The following is a 14,956-nucleotide window of genomic DNA, read 5'->3' as shown; positions in this document are numbered from 1 at the left end:
ACATCACAGGACGACGGGAGAGGCGGACATGGTCGACACGGACCTGCTGGTGATCGGCGGAGGGATGGCCGGCCTGACCGCGGCCGCCCGAGCGGCGAAGGACGGCCTCCGGGTCGTCGTCGTGGAGATCGGCGACGACGTCGGCGGATCCGCCCGCTTCGCGGGCTATGCCTGGACGGCGCCCTCGCACGAGGTGATGGACGCCGTGAACCCCCGCGGCGACCGGGCGCTCCGGCACGCGCTGGTCGACCGGTTCGCCGACGGCATCGAGTGGATCCGCTCGCTCGGCGTGGAGGCGAAGGACCCCGTCCCGCTCCTCGGCTTCGGGCGCGGCCACCAGTTCGACACCAACCAGTACGTCGACCTGTGCCGCCAGCTCGTGGTCCGCTCCGGCGGCGAGGTCCGCCTGCGGACACAGACCTCCCGGCTGCTCACGCAGGACGGCCGGGTCGTCGGAGCGGAGCTGACCGGTCCGGACGGACCCGCGGAAGTGCGGGCGACGTGGACACTGCTGGCGACGGGCGGCCTCCAGGGCGACCCCGAGATGCTGCGCGAGAAGGTCCACCCCCGCGCCGGCGACCTGCAGCTGCGCGCCAACCCGCACAGCTCAGGTGCCGGCTACCGGCTGGCGACCGCGGTCGGTGCCGCCACGGGGCCGGAGGACGCCGGCTTCTACGGCCACCTCGTGCCGAGCGGTGTGCCGTTCGCGGACCCGTCCGACTTCGTGGACCTGTCGCTCTACTACAGCGAGCACGCCCTCCTGCTCAACGTCGAGGGCCGGCGCTTCACCGACGAGACCCTCGGCGACCACCTCACCACCATGGCCCTGCTCGAGCAGCCGGAGGCCCGCGGCCTGCTGGTCTGCGACGCCCGCGTGCACCGCGACTGGATCGTCGCGTCGTACGTCGAGGGCGCCGTCGCCGTCGACAAGTTCGCGATCGCCAGCCGCCGCGGCGGGCGCGTGGGCCTGGCCGAGACCCTCGACGAGCTCGAGTACCTGCCCGAGGAGTGGGGGTACGACGGCGCCGCGATCGCGAAGGCGATCGAGGAGTTCAACCGCGCGGCCGCCGCCGGCGAGCCCCTCGAGCCGGCCCGGCGCAACGACGCAGCGCCGATCGATGAGGGCCCGTGGTACGTCATCGAGTGCGAGCCGGCGGTGACCTTCACCTTCCACGGCATCCGGACCGACGACCGGGCCCGGGTCCTCGGCACCGACGGCCTTCCCCTCCTCGGGCTGCTCTGCGCCGGTTCCGACAGCGGCGGGCTCTACCACCGCGCCTACGCCGGCGGGCTCGCCCCCGCCCTCGTGTTCGGGCTGGCCGCCGCAGCGACCGCGGCCGCGCGGGTCACCGCCTGAGGCGTGGCCCGGCGCGGCCCGGCGTGGCCCGCGCGGCGGGTCCGGGTCAGACGCCGACGAGGTCGGCGACCCGCGCCCGCTGCCCGCGGCTGCCACCGAAGAGGCCCTCGTCGCCCAGGGCACGGCGGAGGTAGTAGTGCGCGCGGTGCTCCCAGGTGAACCCGATCCCCCCGTGCAGCTGCACGGTCTCGTGCGCCGTGCGCACGACCGCGTCGGCGCACACCGCGGAGGCGACCGCCACCGCGAGGGCGGCATCCGCGCCCCCTGCGTCGAGCGCTGCCATCGCGTACCGCGACGCGGAGCGCGCGCGCTCGCGATCGACCAGCACGTCGGCGAGGCGGTGCTTGATCGCCTGGAAGGAGCCGATGGGACGTCCGAACTGCTCGCGCTGGGTCACGTGGCCCACGACCTGGTCGAGGAGCTCCCCGACGATGCCGGCGTGCTCGGCCGCGACGGCCGCGTCGGCGACCAGGCGAAGTCGCTCGGCCACCTCCGCGAAGCGCGCGGGCCCGACCACGAGCCGGGCGGGGGCCGACGCGCTCCGGACGTCCGCCTGTCGGCGGGTCAGGTCCATCGTCGTACGGCTCGTCACCTCGAGGTCCTCGCGCCGGACCCCCAGGAGCAGGGGACCGTCCGCCGCCGCGGCGTCGATGACGAGGACGTCGGCCGCGGCGCCGTCCAGGACGCGGGTCCGCAGGCCCGAGACGGTCCAGCCGCCGTCGGCCGTCCGGTCCGCGACGACCTCCTCGCCGCCGACCGACACGGCGACGACGAGGTCACCTGCGAGCGCAGGCTCGCGGAGGTCCGCCACGGACGCGGGGTCGTCGGCGGCGGCGAGCGCCTGGCAGCCGAGCACCGCCGACCCCAGCACCGGCTCGGGCAGCAGCGCAGCGCCGCACTCCTCCAGGACGACGCCCAGCTCGGCGAACCCGTAGCCATGCCCGCCGAGGTCCTCCGGCACGGCGAGCCTGCCGATCTCGAGCTCTGCGTTCAGGCGCTGCCACAGGTCCGGCGACCAGCCTCCGGAGGAGTCCGCCGCCGCCCGGACGGCCTCGTGGCCGGCCTCCTTCTCGAGCAGGGCGCGGACGACCTGGCGCAGCTCCTCACGCTCCGCGACGGGCGCCATCAGTGCGGGATCGAGCTCGGGCCACGGGTTCACGGGGATCCTCCGAATCGTATTGAAGTGAGTTCAGTTTAAGTCCGTGGCCGCATCCGGGCAAGAACGCTGGACAGCCGTCTCTCAACTGAACTAAGTTCAACTCATGAGCAGCGTCACCCTCACCCGCTACTACGCAGCCGTCGACGCGGGCGACCTCGACGGCGCCATGGCCCTCCTCGCGCCCGACGTGCGCTCGGCCATCCTGCTGCCCGGCCGGGCCGTCCGCGGCGAGGACCGGCAGGCACTCCGCGACTACCTGACCGGGCGCGGCGACGTCGTACGCCGCCATGTCCCGCTGCGACAGACCACCGACGGCGATCTCGAGTTCGTATACGGCAAGGTCGTGGAGGACGAGGGCACCACGACCGGCTACTTCCTCGCCTCCGTGCGGATCGACGAGGCGGGCCTGATCGCTGCCTACCAGGTCGCCTTCGACACCGAGCTGTCCCTGCTGCCCGACGCATGAGCACGTCCGCCCACACCCCGGAGGCCCCTCAGATGACGACGACCCCCCTGCTGCAGGCCTGGTTCGAGATCATGGACTCGACGACGCCCGAGCGGGTGCTCGACCGGATCACCGACGACTTCCGGCTCTCGATCCTCTTCTCCACGGGCGACGGCGCCGCCGAGTTCGAGGGCGACCGCGCCGGGCTCGAGGTCTATCTCGCCCAGCGCGAGGTCAGCGTGCTCACCCACCACATCCTGAGCGGCGCCGCGGTCGACGGCACGGAGATCGTGCTCGGCGAGACACGTCGCGACGGCGCCTTCGAGGCGTCGTTCAACGCGAGCGCGCAGCTCACCGAGGACGGCGCGAAGGTGCGACGCCTCCTGATCTGCCGGAGCCCCAGGGTGCGCTTCACCGACTGACGCCCGCAGCTAGTCGTCGCCCATCCCGCTGCGATAGGTCAGCAGGCCCGCGACGCCGCGCAGGAAGGTCTCCCCGACGAGCACGGGGTCGGACAGGCAGCCGGCGGCCATCGCGCCGTCGCGCAGCATCACGAAGTGCCGTGCGGCCGGCTCGGCGTCCGGCTTGCCGGTCTCGGCGAACAGCTCAGCGGTCGTCGCGAAGAACCAGTCGCGGTGCCGGAGGACCGCTGCGTGCACCGGGTGGGCAGCATCGGGGTACTCCGCGGCGGCGTTGAGGAACGCGCACCCACGGAAGCCCGGTCGCCGGATGTCCTCCGCGATGGACTCGGCCAGCTCGCGCAGGACGTCGTCGGCCGCCCGCCCCCGCGCACGGGCCTCGTCGACACGCGCCCGGAGCGCGTCGTCCGCGACGCTCAGGTAGGTGACCACCAGGTCGTCCTTGCTGGGGAAGTGGCGGTACAGCGTCGCCTTCGTGACGCCCGCCTCGGCGATGACGCGGTCGATGCCGACGGCATGGAGACCCTCGGCGTAGAACAGCCGGCTCGCCGTGTCCACCAGCCGCTTGCGCGCTTCCGACATCCGTCCACCTCCTGCTCGTGGCGAACCTAGCAGGTAGACCGGTCTGTCTTGACAACACGACCCTCTCCGGGAGACCGTCGTACCCAAAGAGACAGACCTGTCTACCCACCAGAAGGAGATCTCCATGACCGCGGCGCCCACGACCACCTCCCCCACCATCGGAGCCGAGGCCGGCAGGGCCCGGCAGGCGCTGCGAGCGCTGTACGGCGTGCGCTTCGGCTTCGCACTCGCCTGGGCGGCCGCCCTCCTGCTGGCCACCCGGGACGGCTCCGACGTCACGACGACCGTCGCGGTGCTCCTCGTCGCCTACCCGCTGTTCGACCTCGCCGCCGCCGTCGTCGACCACCGCGCCTCGGGTGGCATCCGTGCGGGCGGCCTGCTGCGGGTCAACATGGCGCTCAGCGGGCTCGCCGCAGCCGGCCTCGCGGTGGCAGCGGCGTCCGGAGCGCCCGCCGTGCTCCGCACCTGGGGCGCCTGGGCCATCGCCGCGGGAGCCGTCCAGCTCGTCGTCGCGCTGCGTCGCCGCGGCCTGGGCGGACAGTGGCCGATGATCCTCAGTGGCGGCATCTCGGTCCTGGCCGGCGGGGGCTTCGTCGCCACGGCCGCGGGCAGCGATCCCGCGCTCGGCGGCCTCGGCGGCTACGCGCTGCTCGGCGGGATCTTCTTCCTCGCCTCCGCGGTCCGGCTGTCCCGGACGCGGCAGAGGCCCTGACCCGCGTGTGCGCAGGTCAGGGCCTCTGTGTCCGAGCCGCCTGTCGGAATCGAACCGACGACCTAATCATTACGAGTGATTCGCTCTACCGACTGAGCTAAGGCGGCGTACGACGACGCGTGCGTCGGCGACCGCGGAAGCATACCCAGCGGGGTGACCGCGGAGCGAATCCGGGTCAGGCAGCGGCGGGGGCGAGGGCCGGCTCGACAGCGGCCTCGGCGGCGGGGGCGACGGGCTGGGTCGCCTTCAGGCCGGTGACGATCGTCTGCTCGGCGTCGCACCAGCAGGTGAACGTGACGACGATGCCGTGGTCGGTGTTCTCCATGCCGGTGACCTGGCTGGGGAAGATCAGCTCGCGCCGGTGGCAGGCGGAGCAGGTGTGCGTGAACATGGCGGGCCTCCTTCGAACCGGCGGATCCATCGGGGAGCCATCGGGTTGCTTCCATGGTGCGCCGGCCACGGATCAAGGGGTAGCCTCTCTTTCCAGTTGGATCCCTAGGGAAGACCTATGGCTGTGACGGAGGTCTCGCGATGCTCTCGCTCCACCAGCTGACCTGCTTCCTCGCGACCTACGAGCACCGCTCGCTGACCCGGGCCGCCGACGAGCTCGGCTACGCACAGCCGTCGGTCTCGGAGCAGATCCGCAACCTGGAGAGGTCGCTCGGGGTGCAGCTGTTCCGCCGGGTCGGGCGCGGCGTCGTACCCACCACGGCGGCCGACACCTTCCGGCCCCATGCCGAGAAGGTGCTGGCCGCGGCCGACGACGCGCAGCAGGCGGTCACCCGGATCAAGTCCTTCGAGACCGGCACCATCCGGTTCGGGATGTTCGGCGTCGCGCGTCTGTACGGCGGCGCGGAGCTCGTCGCCGACGTGCTCGCCCGCTACCCCGGGGTCCGGGTCGAGCTCGTCGGGCGGCATTCGCGCGACGTCCAGGAGGACCTGCGGCGCGGGCGGCTCGAGGCCGCGATGATCGCCGTCGCCGGGCTCTCCAGCGAGGGCATGGCGATCACGCCGATCGCCCGCGACGAGCTGGTGTACCTCTCCGCCGACCCCGACCGGCTGCGGTCCCCCGTGACCGCGAGGCGGCTCGCCGAGGCGCGGCTGGTGATGCCCGAGAGCACCTACCGCGACGCCGACTCAGCGCGGATCGTGCTGCGACGGATGCTGCACGAGGCCGGCTACAACCCGACCACGCGGATCGAGGTCGAGGACGTCGAGACGGCCGTCGAGCTCGTGGGCCGCGGGCTCGCCGACACGGTCACCAACAAGGGCGCGGCGGTGCAGCTGCTCCCCCGGCTGGCACCGAACGCCGGCTGGGTGCCGCTGCGGCCCCGCGTCTACGACACGATGGCGATCGTGCACCGCGCCGGCGCGACGCTCTCACCGGCGGCGCGGCTCATGATCGAGCTGGCGACGCAGCGGATCCAGGTGATCCTCGAGCCGGTGTGACTCAGGGCCCGGGGTCTCGTGACGGTCGCTGCGCGACCTCCTCGACCACCGGGGGAGTCAGCACTTCAGGCCGTCCTCCGGCACCTTCCCGTCGATCAGGTAGCCGTGGACCGCGTCGTCGACGCAGTCGTTGCCCTTGTTGTAGGCGGTGTGACCGTCACCGTCGCGGCTGACCAGGACGCCCGACTCGAGCTGTTCGGCCATCGCCACGGCCTCCTCGTACGGCGTCGCGGGGTCGCGCGTCGTACCGAGGACCACGATCGGGGCGGCGCCCGAGCCGTCGATCTTCAGGTCGGGCTCGTCTGTCGAGGTGAACGGGATGCCGTGGCAGGTGGTCAGGCCCCACGCGAAGACCTTGCCGAAGGTCGGGGACGCCTTCTCGAAGTCGGCGAACTGGTCCGGCACCTCGTCGGTCGTGATCGACCACGGGTCGTCGAGGCAGTTGATGACGGAGATCGCCTCGAGGCTGTTGTCGACGTACTTGCCGCCCTCGCGGGAGCCGTAGAAGTCCGAGAGCTGGAGCAGCGTGCTCCCGTCGCCGTCGAGGGCCTTCTTCAGGCCGTCGTCGAGGTAGGTCCAGTTGTCCTCGCTGTAGAGCGGGGTGATCAGGCCGTAGAACGCGAGCCCGACGGTGAGCTCGCGGCCCTCCGGGTCCTTCGTGGGGAGCGGCTTCTTGTCGATCGAGTCGATCAGGTCCTTGATCGTGGCGATGCCCGCGTCGACGCTGTCGCCGAGGAAGCAGCCGCCGCCGTCGACGCAGTCCTTCACGTACGAGCGCAACGCGGTCTCGAAGCCGCCGGCCTGGCTGAGCGAGCCCTCGCGCGCCGACAGCGACGGGTCGATGGCGCCGTCGAGGACCAGCCGTCCGGTCTTGTCGGGGTAGAGCTCGGCGTAGGTGGCGCCCAGGCGGGTGCCGTAGGAGAAGCCGAGATAGTCGAGCTTGTCCTCGCCGAGCGCGGCGCGCAGCACGTCCATGTCGCGCGCGGCCTCGACCGTGCTCACGTGGCCGGCGACATCGGCGGACTTCGCCTCGCAGCCGCTCCAGAACTCCTCGGAGTTCTCCTTGCCCTCCTCGACCTCCTCCGGGGTGTCGGGGTCGGGGTCGGCGGCGACCCACGCGTCCAGCTCGTCGTCGGTCAGGCAGTCGACCGGCGAGGAGTCGCCGGTGCCGCGCGGGTCGAAGCCGACGATGTCGTACGCCGCCAGCAGCGGCTCGGCGAAGTAGCCGTCGGCCTGCTCGGCGAGGTAGGTGCCGCCGGCGCCGGGTCCGCCCGGGTTGACGACGAGGGAGCCGATCCGGTCGCCGCTCGCCTTGCGGCGCTCGACGGCCAGCTGGATCGAGCCGGCGCCCGGGTCCTGGTAGTCGATGGGCACCTCGATCGTGCCGCACTCGTCCTCGCCGCACGCCTTCCAGGAGATGTCCTGGTCGTAGAAGTCCTCGAGCGTGCGGTTGTCGGGCTCGCGGGACGCCCCGTCGGTGGCGGAGGTGTCGCGGTCCGCCTTGTCGTCACCGCCGTCGTCGTCCCCCGTGAGGACGATGACGCCGATCCCGATGGCGCCGGCCACGACCAGCGCCCAGATCACGGCCACCGACACGATCAGCTTCTTGCTCACCCGAGCACTCCCCTTCGTCGAACCCTCGGCCTCGATCAGCGCTGCGGCGCCTTGAGTGCCACCATCATGGACTCCAGCGCCAAGGCCACGGGGACGTTGAACTCCAGCATCTGCTCGCGCGCCGCGAAGATCCACCCGATCCGGCGCAGGTTGAGCTCCGGCGAGGTGGTCGAGGCGATCTCCTCGACCTGGTCGCGGATCTCCTCGTTGACCAGCGCGCCCGGCGCCCCCGTGGCGACGGCGATCACGTCGCGGTAGACCGACACCAGGTCGGTCAGGCCACGGTCGACGACGTCGAGGTGGCGGCGCTTCGCGCGGGTGCGCTGCCCTTTCTCGAGCGCGGCCAGCGCGGGGGCGTACTCCCGCGGCCGGCGCCCGCGCTCGACCACCCCGTAGGCGGTGTCGAGGTCCGACTTCTCGCGGGCGTCGAGCTCGGCCGTGATCGCGTCGGCCTCCTCCTTGGCCGTCGTCGCCAGCCGGGTCGCGGCATCCATGCACCGGCCCAGGTTGGTCAGCCGGGCAGGCATGGCGACGACCTCCTGCCGGCGGGTGCGCACCGCCTCGTCGAAGGCCAGCGCCCGGGCCCGGCCGATGTGGCCCTGGCTCGCGCGGGCGGCGTACGACGCCAGCCGCTCCTCGACGCCGCGGGAGACGAGGAAGCCGGCGACCTCCGGGGTGGTCGGCGTCGAGAGGGTGACCAGCCGGCAGCGGGACCTGATCGTGGGCAGCACGTCCTCGACGGTCGGGGCGCAGAGCATCCACACGGTGCGGCCGTTGGGCTCCTCGATCGCCTTGAGCAGCGCGTTGCACGCCTGCTCGGTCAGCCGGTCGGCGTCCTCCACGATCATGATCTGCCAGCGGTCGCCCATCGGGCTCAGGGACGCACGGCGGACCAGGTCGCGGACCTCGTCGACGCCGATCGAGAGCTTCTCGGTGCGGATGACGGAGACGTCGGCGTGCGAGCCGGCGAGCACGGTGTGGCAGGCGTGGCAGCCGTCCGGGCAGTCGGGGCCGACGCCCTGCTGCGGGCACTGGAGCGCGGCCGCGAAGGCGATCGCGGCGTTGCTGCGACCGGAGCCGGGCGGGCCGGTGAACAGCCAGGCGTGGGTCATCCCGTGGCCGGACACGGCCCGCTGGAGCAGGTCGATGGTCGGCCGCTGGCCGACGAGCGTGCCCCAGACGCCAGCGGTCATCCGCGCACCGCCCGGTCGAGCAGCGGGGCGACGCGGGCGCCGATCGCGGCCGCGATCTCCTCGATCGAGTCGCGCGCGTCGAGGACGAGGTAGTGCTCGGGGTCGCGGGCCGCGAGGTCGAGGAAGGACTGCCGAACCCGCTGGTGGAACTCCAGCGACTCGCCCTCGATCCGGTCGCGCCCCTCGAAGCGGCCCAGGCCGGCCTCCGGCTCGAGGTCGAGGACGACGGTCAGGTGCGGGCGCAGGCCGCCGGTGGCCCAGGCCGCGACCTCCTCGAGCTCGCCGGCGTCGAGCGCGCGGCCGGCACCCTGGTAGGCCAGCGTCGAGTCGACGTAGCGGTCGGTGATCACGACCTCGCCGCGGTCGAGCGCGGGTCGCACGAGCGTCTCGACGTGCTCGGACTTGTCGGCGAGGTAGAGCAGGAACTCCGTCTTGTGCGCCAGCGCGCCCGTCTCGGGGCTGAGCACGATCCGCCGCATCTCCTTGCCGACGGGGGTGTCGCCGGGCTCGAAGGTGAGCAGTACCCGGTAGCCCTCGGCGGCCAGCGCGTCGCGCAGCAGGCGCGACTGCGTCGACTTGCCGCCACCCTCGCCGCCCTCGAAGCAGATGAAGACGCCGGTGTCGGTGAACAGGCCGGGCCGGCTGGAGGCGGAGGTCACGGGGACGAACCTACGAGACGGGACCGACCGTTGTCGCGGGCGGGTCGCGTGACGGGACCGGCCGGCAGGAACGCGCGGGCGGTCGCCACCGCGACGACGGTCCACGCGACCACGAGCAGCGCCAGCAGGACACCCGTGGCGGCGGCGAGGAGGACCAGCCCGGTCGCGTGGGCCAGCGCCGTCGTACCGGTGACGAGGGTGCCGACCGGGAAGGTGAACGACCACCAGGTCGGGGCGAACGGCAGCCCGGCCCGCACCTGGCGCAGGGTGAGCGCACCGGCGAGGGCCAGCCAGAGCAGCGCGAAGCCCCAGACCGGCAACCCGAAGGCGAGGAAGAGCATCCGGAGGACCGTCGGGTCTTGGCCGGGCAGCGCGAGGGGTGCCGCCCCGGTCAGGTGGTACGCCGCCGTCACCGACTGGCCGAGCGGCCCCAGCACGATCCACAGCGTCGGCACCAGGGCCGGCGCGCCGGGACCGTGGCGCAGCACCCGCTGCCAGATCGCGGGCAGCACCAGGAAGGTCCCGATGAGCGCGATCCCGAAGCCCGCGCACAGGAGCACGAACAGCGTGGCCCGCGGCTCGCCCGCCGGCAGGTGGTCGAGCAGGGCGGTGCCGGTCGCGGCACTCACCATCGGCGGGACCACGGGCATCAGCCACCCACCGAAGGCGCTGTCGTCACGGACCTCGTGGCGCGTGATCGCGCAGTAGGGCACGACGACCGCCGTGGCCAGGCCGAGCAGGGTGCCGGTGACCCACAGCCCGGTCTCCAGCGGCAGCGCCAGCGGACCCAGCCATCGGCCACCGACGGCCCCGGTGGCCGCGCCGGCCGTCATCAGGCCCATGGCGGTCGCGCCGTAGAAGTGCGCCAGCACCGGGTCCCCGAGGTGGCTGAACGGGCGTCCGGATCGTGCGCCGACCACGGTGATCGCGACCAGCAGGGCCAGCGCGAGCAGCCATACCGCCGTGGCGGCGTACGACGCCCCGGGCAGGTCGAAGGGGAGGTCGGTCAGGACGACGGCGAGGATGCCGGTGCCCATGACGGCGGCGTACCAGTTGGGTCCGTGGGGGATCACGTCCTCCACGGTGCCGGTTGGGCGCCGTCGGCGGAACGAGGTCGTCGCTGGGGTCTCACAAGGTTGGGTTGTGAGAGGGGCCCCGGGCGTCTCGTGACGGTCGCTGCGCGACCTCCTCGACGACCGCGCTGCGCGACCTCCTCAACGACCGGGCTGCGCGACCTCCTCGACGACCGGGCTGCGCGACCTCCTCGACGACCTGGTCAGCTCTTCTTGGCGGCGGCCTTCTTCGCCGGCGCCTTCTTGGCAGCGCTCTTCTTGGCCGTGGTCTTCTTCGCGGCGGTCTTCTTCGCGCCCTTCTTGGCGGCCTTCTTCGCCGGGCCCTTCGCGCGCCGCTCGGCGAGCAGCTCGGCCGCCCGCTCGATGGTGATCGACTCGACCGAGTCGTCCTTGCGGAGGGTGGCGTTGTACTCGCCGTCGGTGACGTACTCGCCGAAGCGGCCGGCCTTCACGACCACCGGCTGCCCGGAGACCGGGTCGTTGCCGAGCTCCTTGAGCGGCGGCGCCGCGGCGGCGCGGCCACGCTGCTTGGGCTGGCTGTAGATCTTCAGCGCCTCGTCGAGGGTGATGCCGAAGATCTGGTCCTCGCTGGTGAGCGAGCGGGAGTCGGTGCCCTTCTTGAGGTAGGGACCGTAGCGGCCGTTCTGCGCGGTGATCTCCTCGCCGTCCTCACCGACGCCGACGATCCGCGGCAGCGAGATCAGCTTGACCGCGTCGTCGAGGGTGACCGTGTCGAGGGACATCGACTTGAACAACGAGCCGGTGCGGGCCTTGGCTCCCTTGGGCGCGTCCTCCGGGAGGACCTCGGTGACATAGGGGCCGAAGCGGCCGTTCTTCGCGACGACCTGCAGGCCCGTCTCCGGGTGCACGCCGAGGTCGATCTCCTCGCCGGCCGGGTTGGCGAGCAGCTCCTTCGCCTTCTCGACGGTGAGCTCGTCGGGCGGCAGGTCGTCGGGCACGTTGGCGCGCACGCGCGTGCCGGAGCCGTCGTCGGGGCCCTCGAGGTAGGGGCCGTACTTGCCGACCCGCAGGTCGATCCCGGACTCGGCGCCGTCGTCGTCGAGCACCGGGAAGGTCGCCAGCTCCTTGGCGTCGATGTCGCCGAGCTCGGTCACCAGCCGCTGCAGGCCGGCGAGCCGCTCGGAGCCGTAGTAGAACTCGCTGAGCTCGCTGACCCGGTCCTTCTCACCGCGGGCGATGTCGTCGAGGACGGTCTCCATCAGCGCCGTGAAGTCGTAGTCGATGAGCCGGGTGAAGTGCTCGGTCAGCAGCCGGACCACGGAGAACGCGATCCACGCCGGCACCAGGGCGGTGCCCTTCTTGTAGACGTAGCCGCGGTTGAGGATCGTGCCGATGATCGAGGCGTACGTCGAGGGGCGGCCGATCTCGCGGTCCTCGAGCTCCTTGATCAGCGTGGCCTCGGTGTAGCGGGCCGGCGGCTTGGTCTCGTGGCCGTTGGCCGACAGGGAGGCGGCCGAGACGGGGTCCCCCTCCTGCAGGTTGGGCAGCCGGGTCTCCTGGTCGTCCTTCGCGGCGTTGTCGTCGGTGCCCTCGACGTAGGCCTTGAGGAAGCCGTGGAAGGTGATCACGCGACCCGACGCGGAGAAGACGACGTCCTCGCCCGTGCCGGCCGCGCCGCCGAGCCGGATCGTGACCGACTGGCCGACGGCGTCCTTCATCTGCGAGGCGACGGTGCGCATCCAGATCAGCTCGTAGAGGCGGAACTGGTCGCCGGTGAGCCCGGTCTGCGCCGGCGTGCGGAACGAGTCGCCCGCCGGGCGGATCGCCTCGTGCGCCTCCTGGGCGTTCTTGACCTTGCTGGCGTAGGTGCGGGGGGCGTCGGGGAGGTACTCGGCGCCGTACAGCTCCTGGACCTGGGCGCGGGCCGCCGCGACCGCGTTGCCGGACAGCGTCGTGCTGTCGGTACGCATGTAGGTGATGAAACCGTTCTCGTAGAGGCGTTGGGCGACGCTCATCGTCACCGACGCGCTCATGCCGAGCTTGCGGCTCGCCTCCTGCTGCAGCGTGGTCGTGCGGAAGGGGGCGTACGGCGAGCGGCGGTAGGGCTTCGCCTCGACCGACCGGACGTCGTACGACGTGTCGGCGAGGGCCGCGACGAGGTCCTCGGCCCGGCGCTTGTCCAGGTGGACGACGTCGGCCTTGGCCTTGAGCTGGCCGTCCTGGCCGAAGTTGGAGCCCGACGCGACGCGGGTGCCGTCGATCGAGTGCAGCTTGGCCGGGAACATCCGCTGGTCGTGCTTCGAGCCGGCGTCGAAGGTGCCCTCGAGGTCCCAGTAGGAGGCGACCTTGAAGGCCATCCGCTCCTTCTCGCGGTCGACCACGAGCCGGGTCGCCACCGACTGCACGCGGCCGGCGGACAGCCCGGACATCACCTTGCGCCACAGCACCGGCGAGACCTCGTAGCCGTAGAGGCGGTCGAGGATCCGGCGGGTCTCCTGGGCCTCGACGAGGTCCATGTCGAGCTCGCGCGGGTTGGCGGCGGCCTCCTGGATGGCGGCCTTGGTGATCTCGTGGAAGACCATCCGGTGGACCGGGATGCCCTTCGGCTTCAGCTCGTCGAGCAGGTGCCAGGCGATGGCCTCCCCCTCGCGGTCCTCATCGGTGGCGAGGTAGAGCTCGTCGGCGTCCTTGAGCAGCTGCTTGAGCTTGGAGATGTGGCTCTTCTTGTCGCGCGGGACGACGTAGTAGGGCTCGAAGCCGTTGTCCACGTCGATCGCGAGCCGGCCCCACGGCTTGTCCTTGATCTTCGCCGGGGTGTCCGCGGCGTTGTTCGGGAGGTCACGGATGTGGCCGATGGAGGACTCGACGACATAGCCGCTGCCGAGGTAGCCGCCGATGGTGCGGGCCTTGGCCGGCGACTCGACGATCACCAACTTGTGTGCCACTTCTGGACCTTCTTGCTGGACGAGCTTGTGGATGAACCGGGCTTACGGCCGATCACGGTAGCGCGTGCTGTCCAGCGCCGTCGCGAGCGGCGTCCAGAGTGGTCGGCCCGCAAGGCGGAGGAGGGAGGCGGGACGGAGTCCCGACGACCGACGACAACGCCGCGGACGGACGCTCTGGGCGTCGCGCAGCAGGCGCTGGGCAGTACGCGCTGCCGGGAGGTAGCGCGTGCTGTCCAGTCCCTTGCTGTCCGGAGTCCAGCGTGGGCGGTCCGGTGAGGTGTGCCTCAGCCGACCTCGATGCCCGAGATGGTGCTCTCGAGCTGGGCCTCGTAGGACGACTCACCGAGCGGTACGACGCCCAGGAACATGCCGTAGCTGTCGGCGTCACCGGTGTCGACGACGATCACCGTGGTCTGGTCGCCGCCGTAGGTGACCTCCGGGTCGGAGACCCGCAGCTCGGCGGTGATCCGGTAGCCGGTCTTGCCGTCGACGGTCACCTCCTCGCGCTTGAGGTCCTTGCGGCCGGTGAAGCCCTCGTAGAACTGGTCGCTCGCGGTCAGGCACTGCATGACGATCTCGGCGGCCTGCTCCGGGCTGGTGAAGTCGTTGGCCTTGGCGAGCCCGCCGACGGCGTACTCGGAGATCCACTTGTCGGGGATGACCTCCTTGTACTCGACCTGGACGCTGTCGGCGAAGGAGTGCGCCGCGGCCGAGCGCGGCTCCACCGTGTAGCCGCTCAGCACCGGGATGGTCAGGCCGCCGCCGGTGAGGGACGTCGCGCTCGTGGCAGGCGGCTTCGCCGGCTCGGGGCTGCCGCCGGTGCACTGGATGCCGGTCGGGCGGACCGTGCTGGAGGTGCCGTCGGTCGGCTCGTCGGTGGCGTCGGTGGAGCCGGACTCGTCGGTGCTCTGCGACGTGTCGTCGTCGGCCTTCTTGTCCTTGTCGTCGTCGCCGGTGAGGGCGCGGATGCCGAAGAAGCCGCCGACGCCGATCAGGACGAGCACGAGCACGGCCGCGATGACGATCCCGACGACCTTGCCCTTGCCGCCGCCGCCCTGCTGCGGGGCCGGGCTCCACGGCTGCTGCCCGTAGCCGCCGGGCTGGGGCTGGCCGTAGCCGCCCGGGGGCTGGCCGTAGCCACCGGCCGGCGGCTGCGCGACGGGCGGTACGGCGCCGTACACGGTCTGCGGCTGGGCCGGCGGCTGCTGGGGCGGCTGGGCCGGCTGCTGGGGCTGCTGCGGGGCCTGGGGGGCGTTGCCGACCGGCGGCGTGGTCGTGGTCATCTGGCTCCACGCCTGACCGTCCCAGTACCGGTAGGTGTCCGGCGCGCCAGCGGGGTCGGGGTACCAGCCTGCGTTCGTCACGGGGACAGTCTGCCCGAACGACCC

At 72.2% G+C, this 14,956-nt stretch carries 14 protein-coding genes and 1 tRNA gene; 5 read left to right on the top strand and 10 right to left on the bottom strand.

What is annotated here, in order from left to right; all coding sequences use genetic code 11:
• The first annotated feature begins 28 nt into the window (after nucleotides 1-28).
• A complete protein-coding gene (locus tag BJ993_RS11880) occupies nucleotides 29-1,357 on the top strand; it encodes an FAD-dependent oxidoreductase (RefSeq protein WP_179648960.1) in 1,329 nt (442 codons plus the stop codon).
• A gap of 46 nt (nucleotides 1,358-1,403) precedes the next feature.
• On the opposite strand, the gene BJ993_RS11875 is transcribed toward BJ993_RS11880, so the two are convergent.
• Nucleotides 1,404-2,516, bottom strand: coding sequence for an acyl-CoA dehydrogenase family protein (locus BJ993_RS11875; RefSeq protein ID WP_218864685.1), 1,113 nt, complete (start codon nucleotides 2,514-2,516; stop codon nucleotides 1,404-1,406).
• 103 nt (nucleotides 2,517-2,619) lie between these two features.
• Here BJ993_RS11875 and BJ993_RS11870 point away from each other — a divergent pair, with 103 nt between their 5' ends.
• Complete coding sequence (locus BJ993_RS11870; protein ID WP_179648959.1) at nucleotides 2,620-2,982, top strand: nuclear transport factor 2 family protein; 363 nt, start codon at nucleotides 2,620-2,622, stop codon at nucleotides 2,980-2,982.
• Between the two features lie 32 nt (nucleotides 2,983-3,014).
• The gene (locus tag BJ993_RS11865; protein ID WP_179648958.1) at nucleotides 3,015-3,383 is read left to right on the top strand and encodes a hypothetical protein; all 369 of its coding nucleotides are present in this window, start codon (nucleotides 3,015-3,017) and stop codon (nucleotides 3,381-3,383) included.
• A 9-nt stretch (nucleotides 3,384-3,392) separates the two neighbouring features.
• On the opposite strand, the gene BJ993_RS11860 is transcribed toward BJ993_RS11865, so the two are convergent.
• Nucleotides 3,393-3,962, bottom strand: coding sequence for a TetR/AcrR family transcriptional regulator (locus BJ993_RS11860; RefSeq protein WP_179648957.1), 570 nt, complete (start codon nucleotides 3,960-3,962; stop codon nucleotides 3,393-3,395).
• A 124-nt stretch (nucleotides 3,963-4,086) separates the two neighbouring features.
• Here BJ993_RS11860 and BJ993_RS11855 point away from each other — a divergent pair, with 124 nt between their 5' ends.
• On the top strand, nucleotides 4,087-4,674 hold the full coding sequence (locus BJ993_RS11855) for a hypothetical protein (protein ID WP_257026865.1): 588 nt from the start codon (nucleotides 4,087-4,089) through the stop codon (nucleotides 4,672-4,674).
• Nucleotides 4,675-4,708: 34 nt separating this feature from the next.
• Here BJ993_RS11855 and BJ993_RS11850 read toward each other — a convergent pair.
• Together BJ993_RS11850 and BJ993_RS11845 are read right to left on the bottom strand one after the other, a co-directional pair.
• Nucleotides 4,709-4,781: transfer RNA gene (locus tag BJ993_RS11850), tRNA-Thr, on the bottom strand.
• A 68-nt stretch (nucleotides 4,782-4,849) separates the two neighbouring features.
• The gene (locus BJ993_RS11845; RefSeq protein WP_036543448.1) at nucleotides 4,850-5,065 is read right to left on the bottom strand and encodes a hypothetical protein; all 216 of its coding nucleotides are present in this window, start codon (nucleotides 5,063-5,065) and stop codon (nucleotides 4,850-4,852) included.
• Nucleotides 5,066-5,205: 140 nt separating this feature from the next.
• On the opposite strand from BJ993_RS11845, the gene BJ993_RS11840 reads away from it, so the two are divergent.
• Nucleotides 5,206-6,123 carry a LysR family transcriptional regulator gene (locus tag BJ993_RS11840; protein ID WP_179648956.1) on the top strand — a complete coding sequence of 306 codons (918 nt, stop codon included), beginning with the start codon at nucleotides 5,206-5,208 and terminating at the stop codon, nucleotides 6,121-6,123.
• Between the two features lie 57 nt (nucleotides 6,124-6,180).
• Here BJ993_RS11840 and BJ993_RS11835 read toward each other — a convergent pair whose 3' ends face one another.
• From BJ993_RS11835 to BJ993_RS25405, 6 genes are all read right to left on the bottom strand, one after another.
• A complete protein-coding gene (locus BJ993_RS11835) occupies nucleotides 6,181-7,737 on the bottom strand; it encodes an alpha/beta hydrolase (protein ID WP_179648955.1) in 1,557 nt (518 codons plus the stop codon).
• Between the two features lie 35 nt (nucleotides 7,738-7,772).
• On the bottom strand, nucleotides 7,773-8,930 hold the full coding sequence (locus BJ993_RS11830) for a DNA polymerase III subunit delta' (protein ID WP_036543453.1): 1,158 nt from the start codon (nucleotides 8,928-8,930) through the stop codon (nucleotides 7,773-7,775).
• Nucleotides 8,927-9,589 carry a dTMP kinase gene (tmk, locus tag BJ993_RS11825; protein ID WP_179648954.1) on the bottom strand — a complete coding sequence of 221 codons (663 nt, stop codon included), beginning with the start codon at nucleotides 9,587-9,589 and terminating at the stop codon, nucleotides 8,927-8,929. Before tmk ends, BJ993_RS11830 begins: the two co-directional genes overlap by 4 nt.
• Entirely contained in the window at nucleotides 9,586-10,662 is a 1,077-nt protein-coding gene (locus BJ993_RS11820; protein ID WP_308645547.1) for an SLAC1 family transporter, read from the bottom strand. Before BJ993_RS11820 ends, tmk begins: the two co-directional genes overlap by 4 nt.
• Before the next feature lie 203 nt (nucleotides 10,663-10,865).
• Nucleotides 10,866-13,568, bottom strand: a complete 2,703-nt coding sequence (gene topA, locus BJ993_RS11815) for a type I DNA topoisomerase (protein WP_179648952.1) — start codon at nucleotides 13,566-13,568, stop codon at nucleotides 10,866-10,868.
• Nucleotides 13,569-13,852: 284 nt separating this feature from the next.
• Entirely contained in the window at nucleotides 13,853-14,932 is a 1,080-nt protein-coding gene (locus BJ993_RS25405) for a DUF2510 domain-containing protein (protein WP_218864684.1), read from the bottom strand.
• Between the last annotated feature and the right edge of the window lie 24 nt (nucleotides 14,933-14,956).

It is taken from the genome of Nocardioides aromaticivorans (genome assembly GCF_013408525.1).
Classification (GTDB): Bacteria; Actinomycetota; Actinomycetes; order Propionibacteriales; family Nocardioidaceae; genus Nocardioides; species Nocardioides aromaticivorans.
The sequence above is the reverse complement of the archived record's forward strand: the minus strand, read 5'-3'. Positions and strand labels throughout refer to the sequence as shown.

Coding starts and splice junctions, on each gene's coding strand:
- BJ993_RS11840 (WP_179648956.1), top strand. CDS start 5,206: ATGCTCTCGCTCCACCAGCTGACCTGCTTCCTCGCGACCTACGAGCAC.
- BJ993_RS11830 (WP_036543453.1), bottom strand. CDS start 8,930: ATGACCGCTGGCGTCTGGGGCACGCTCGTCGGCCAGCGGCCGACCATC.
- BJ993_RS11880 (WP_179648960.1), top strand. CDS start 29: ATGGTCGACACGGACCTGCTGGTGATCGGCGGAGGGATGGCCGGCCTG.
- BJ993_RS11865 (WP_179648958.1), top strand. CDS start 3,015: ATGACGACGACCCCCCTGCTGCAGGCCTGGTTCGAGATCATGGACTCG.
- BJ993_RS11845 (WP_036543448.1), bottom strand. CDS start 5,065: ATGTTCACGCACACCTGCTCCGCCTGCCACCGGCGCGAGCTGATCTTC.
- BJ993_RS11870 (WP_179648959.1), top strand. CDS start 2,620: ATGAGCAGCGTCACCCTCACCCGCTACTACGCAGCCGTCGACGCGGGC.
- BJ993_RS11860 (WP_179648957.1), bottom strand. CDS start 3,962: ATGTCGGAAGCGCGCAAGCGGCTGGTGGACACGGCGAGCCGGCTGTTC.
- BJ993_RS11855 (WP_257026865.1), top strand. CDS start 4,087: ATGACCGCGGCGCCCACGACCACCTCCCCCACCATCGGAGCCGAGGCC.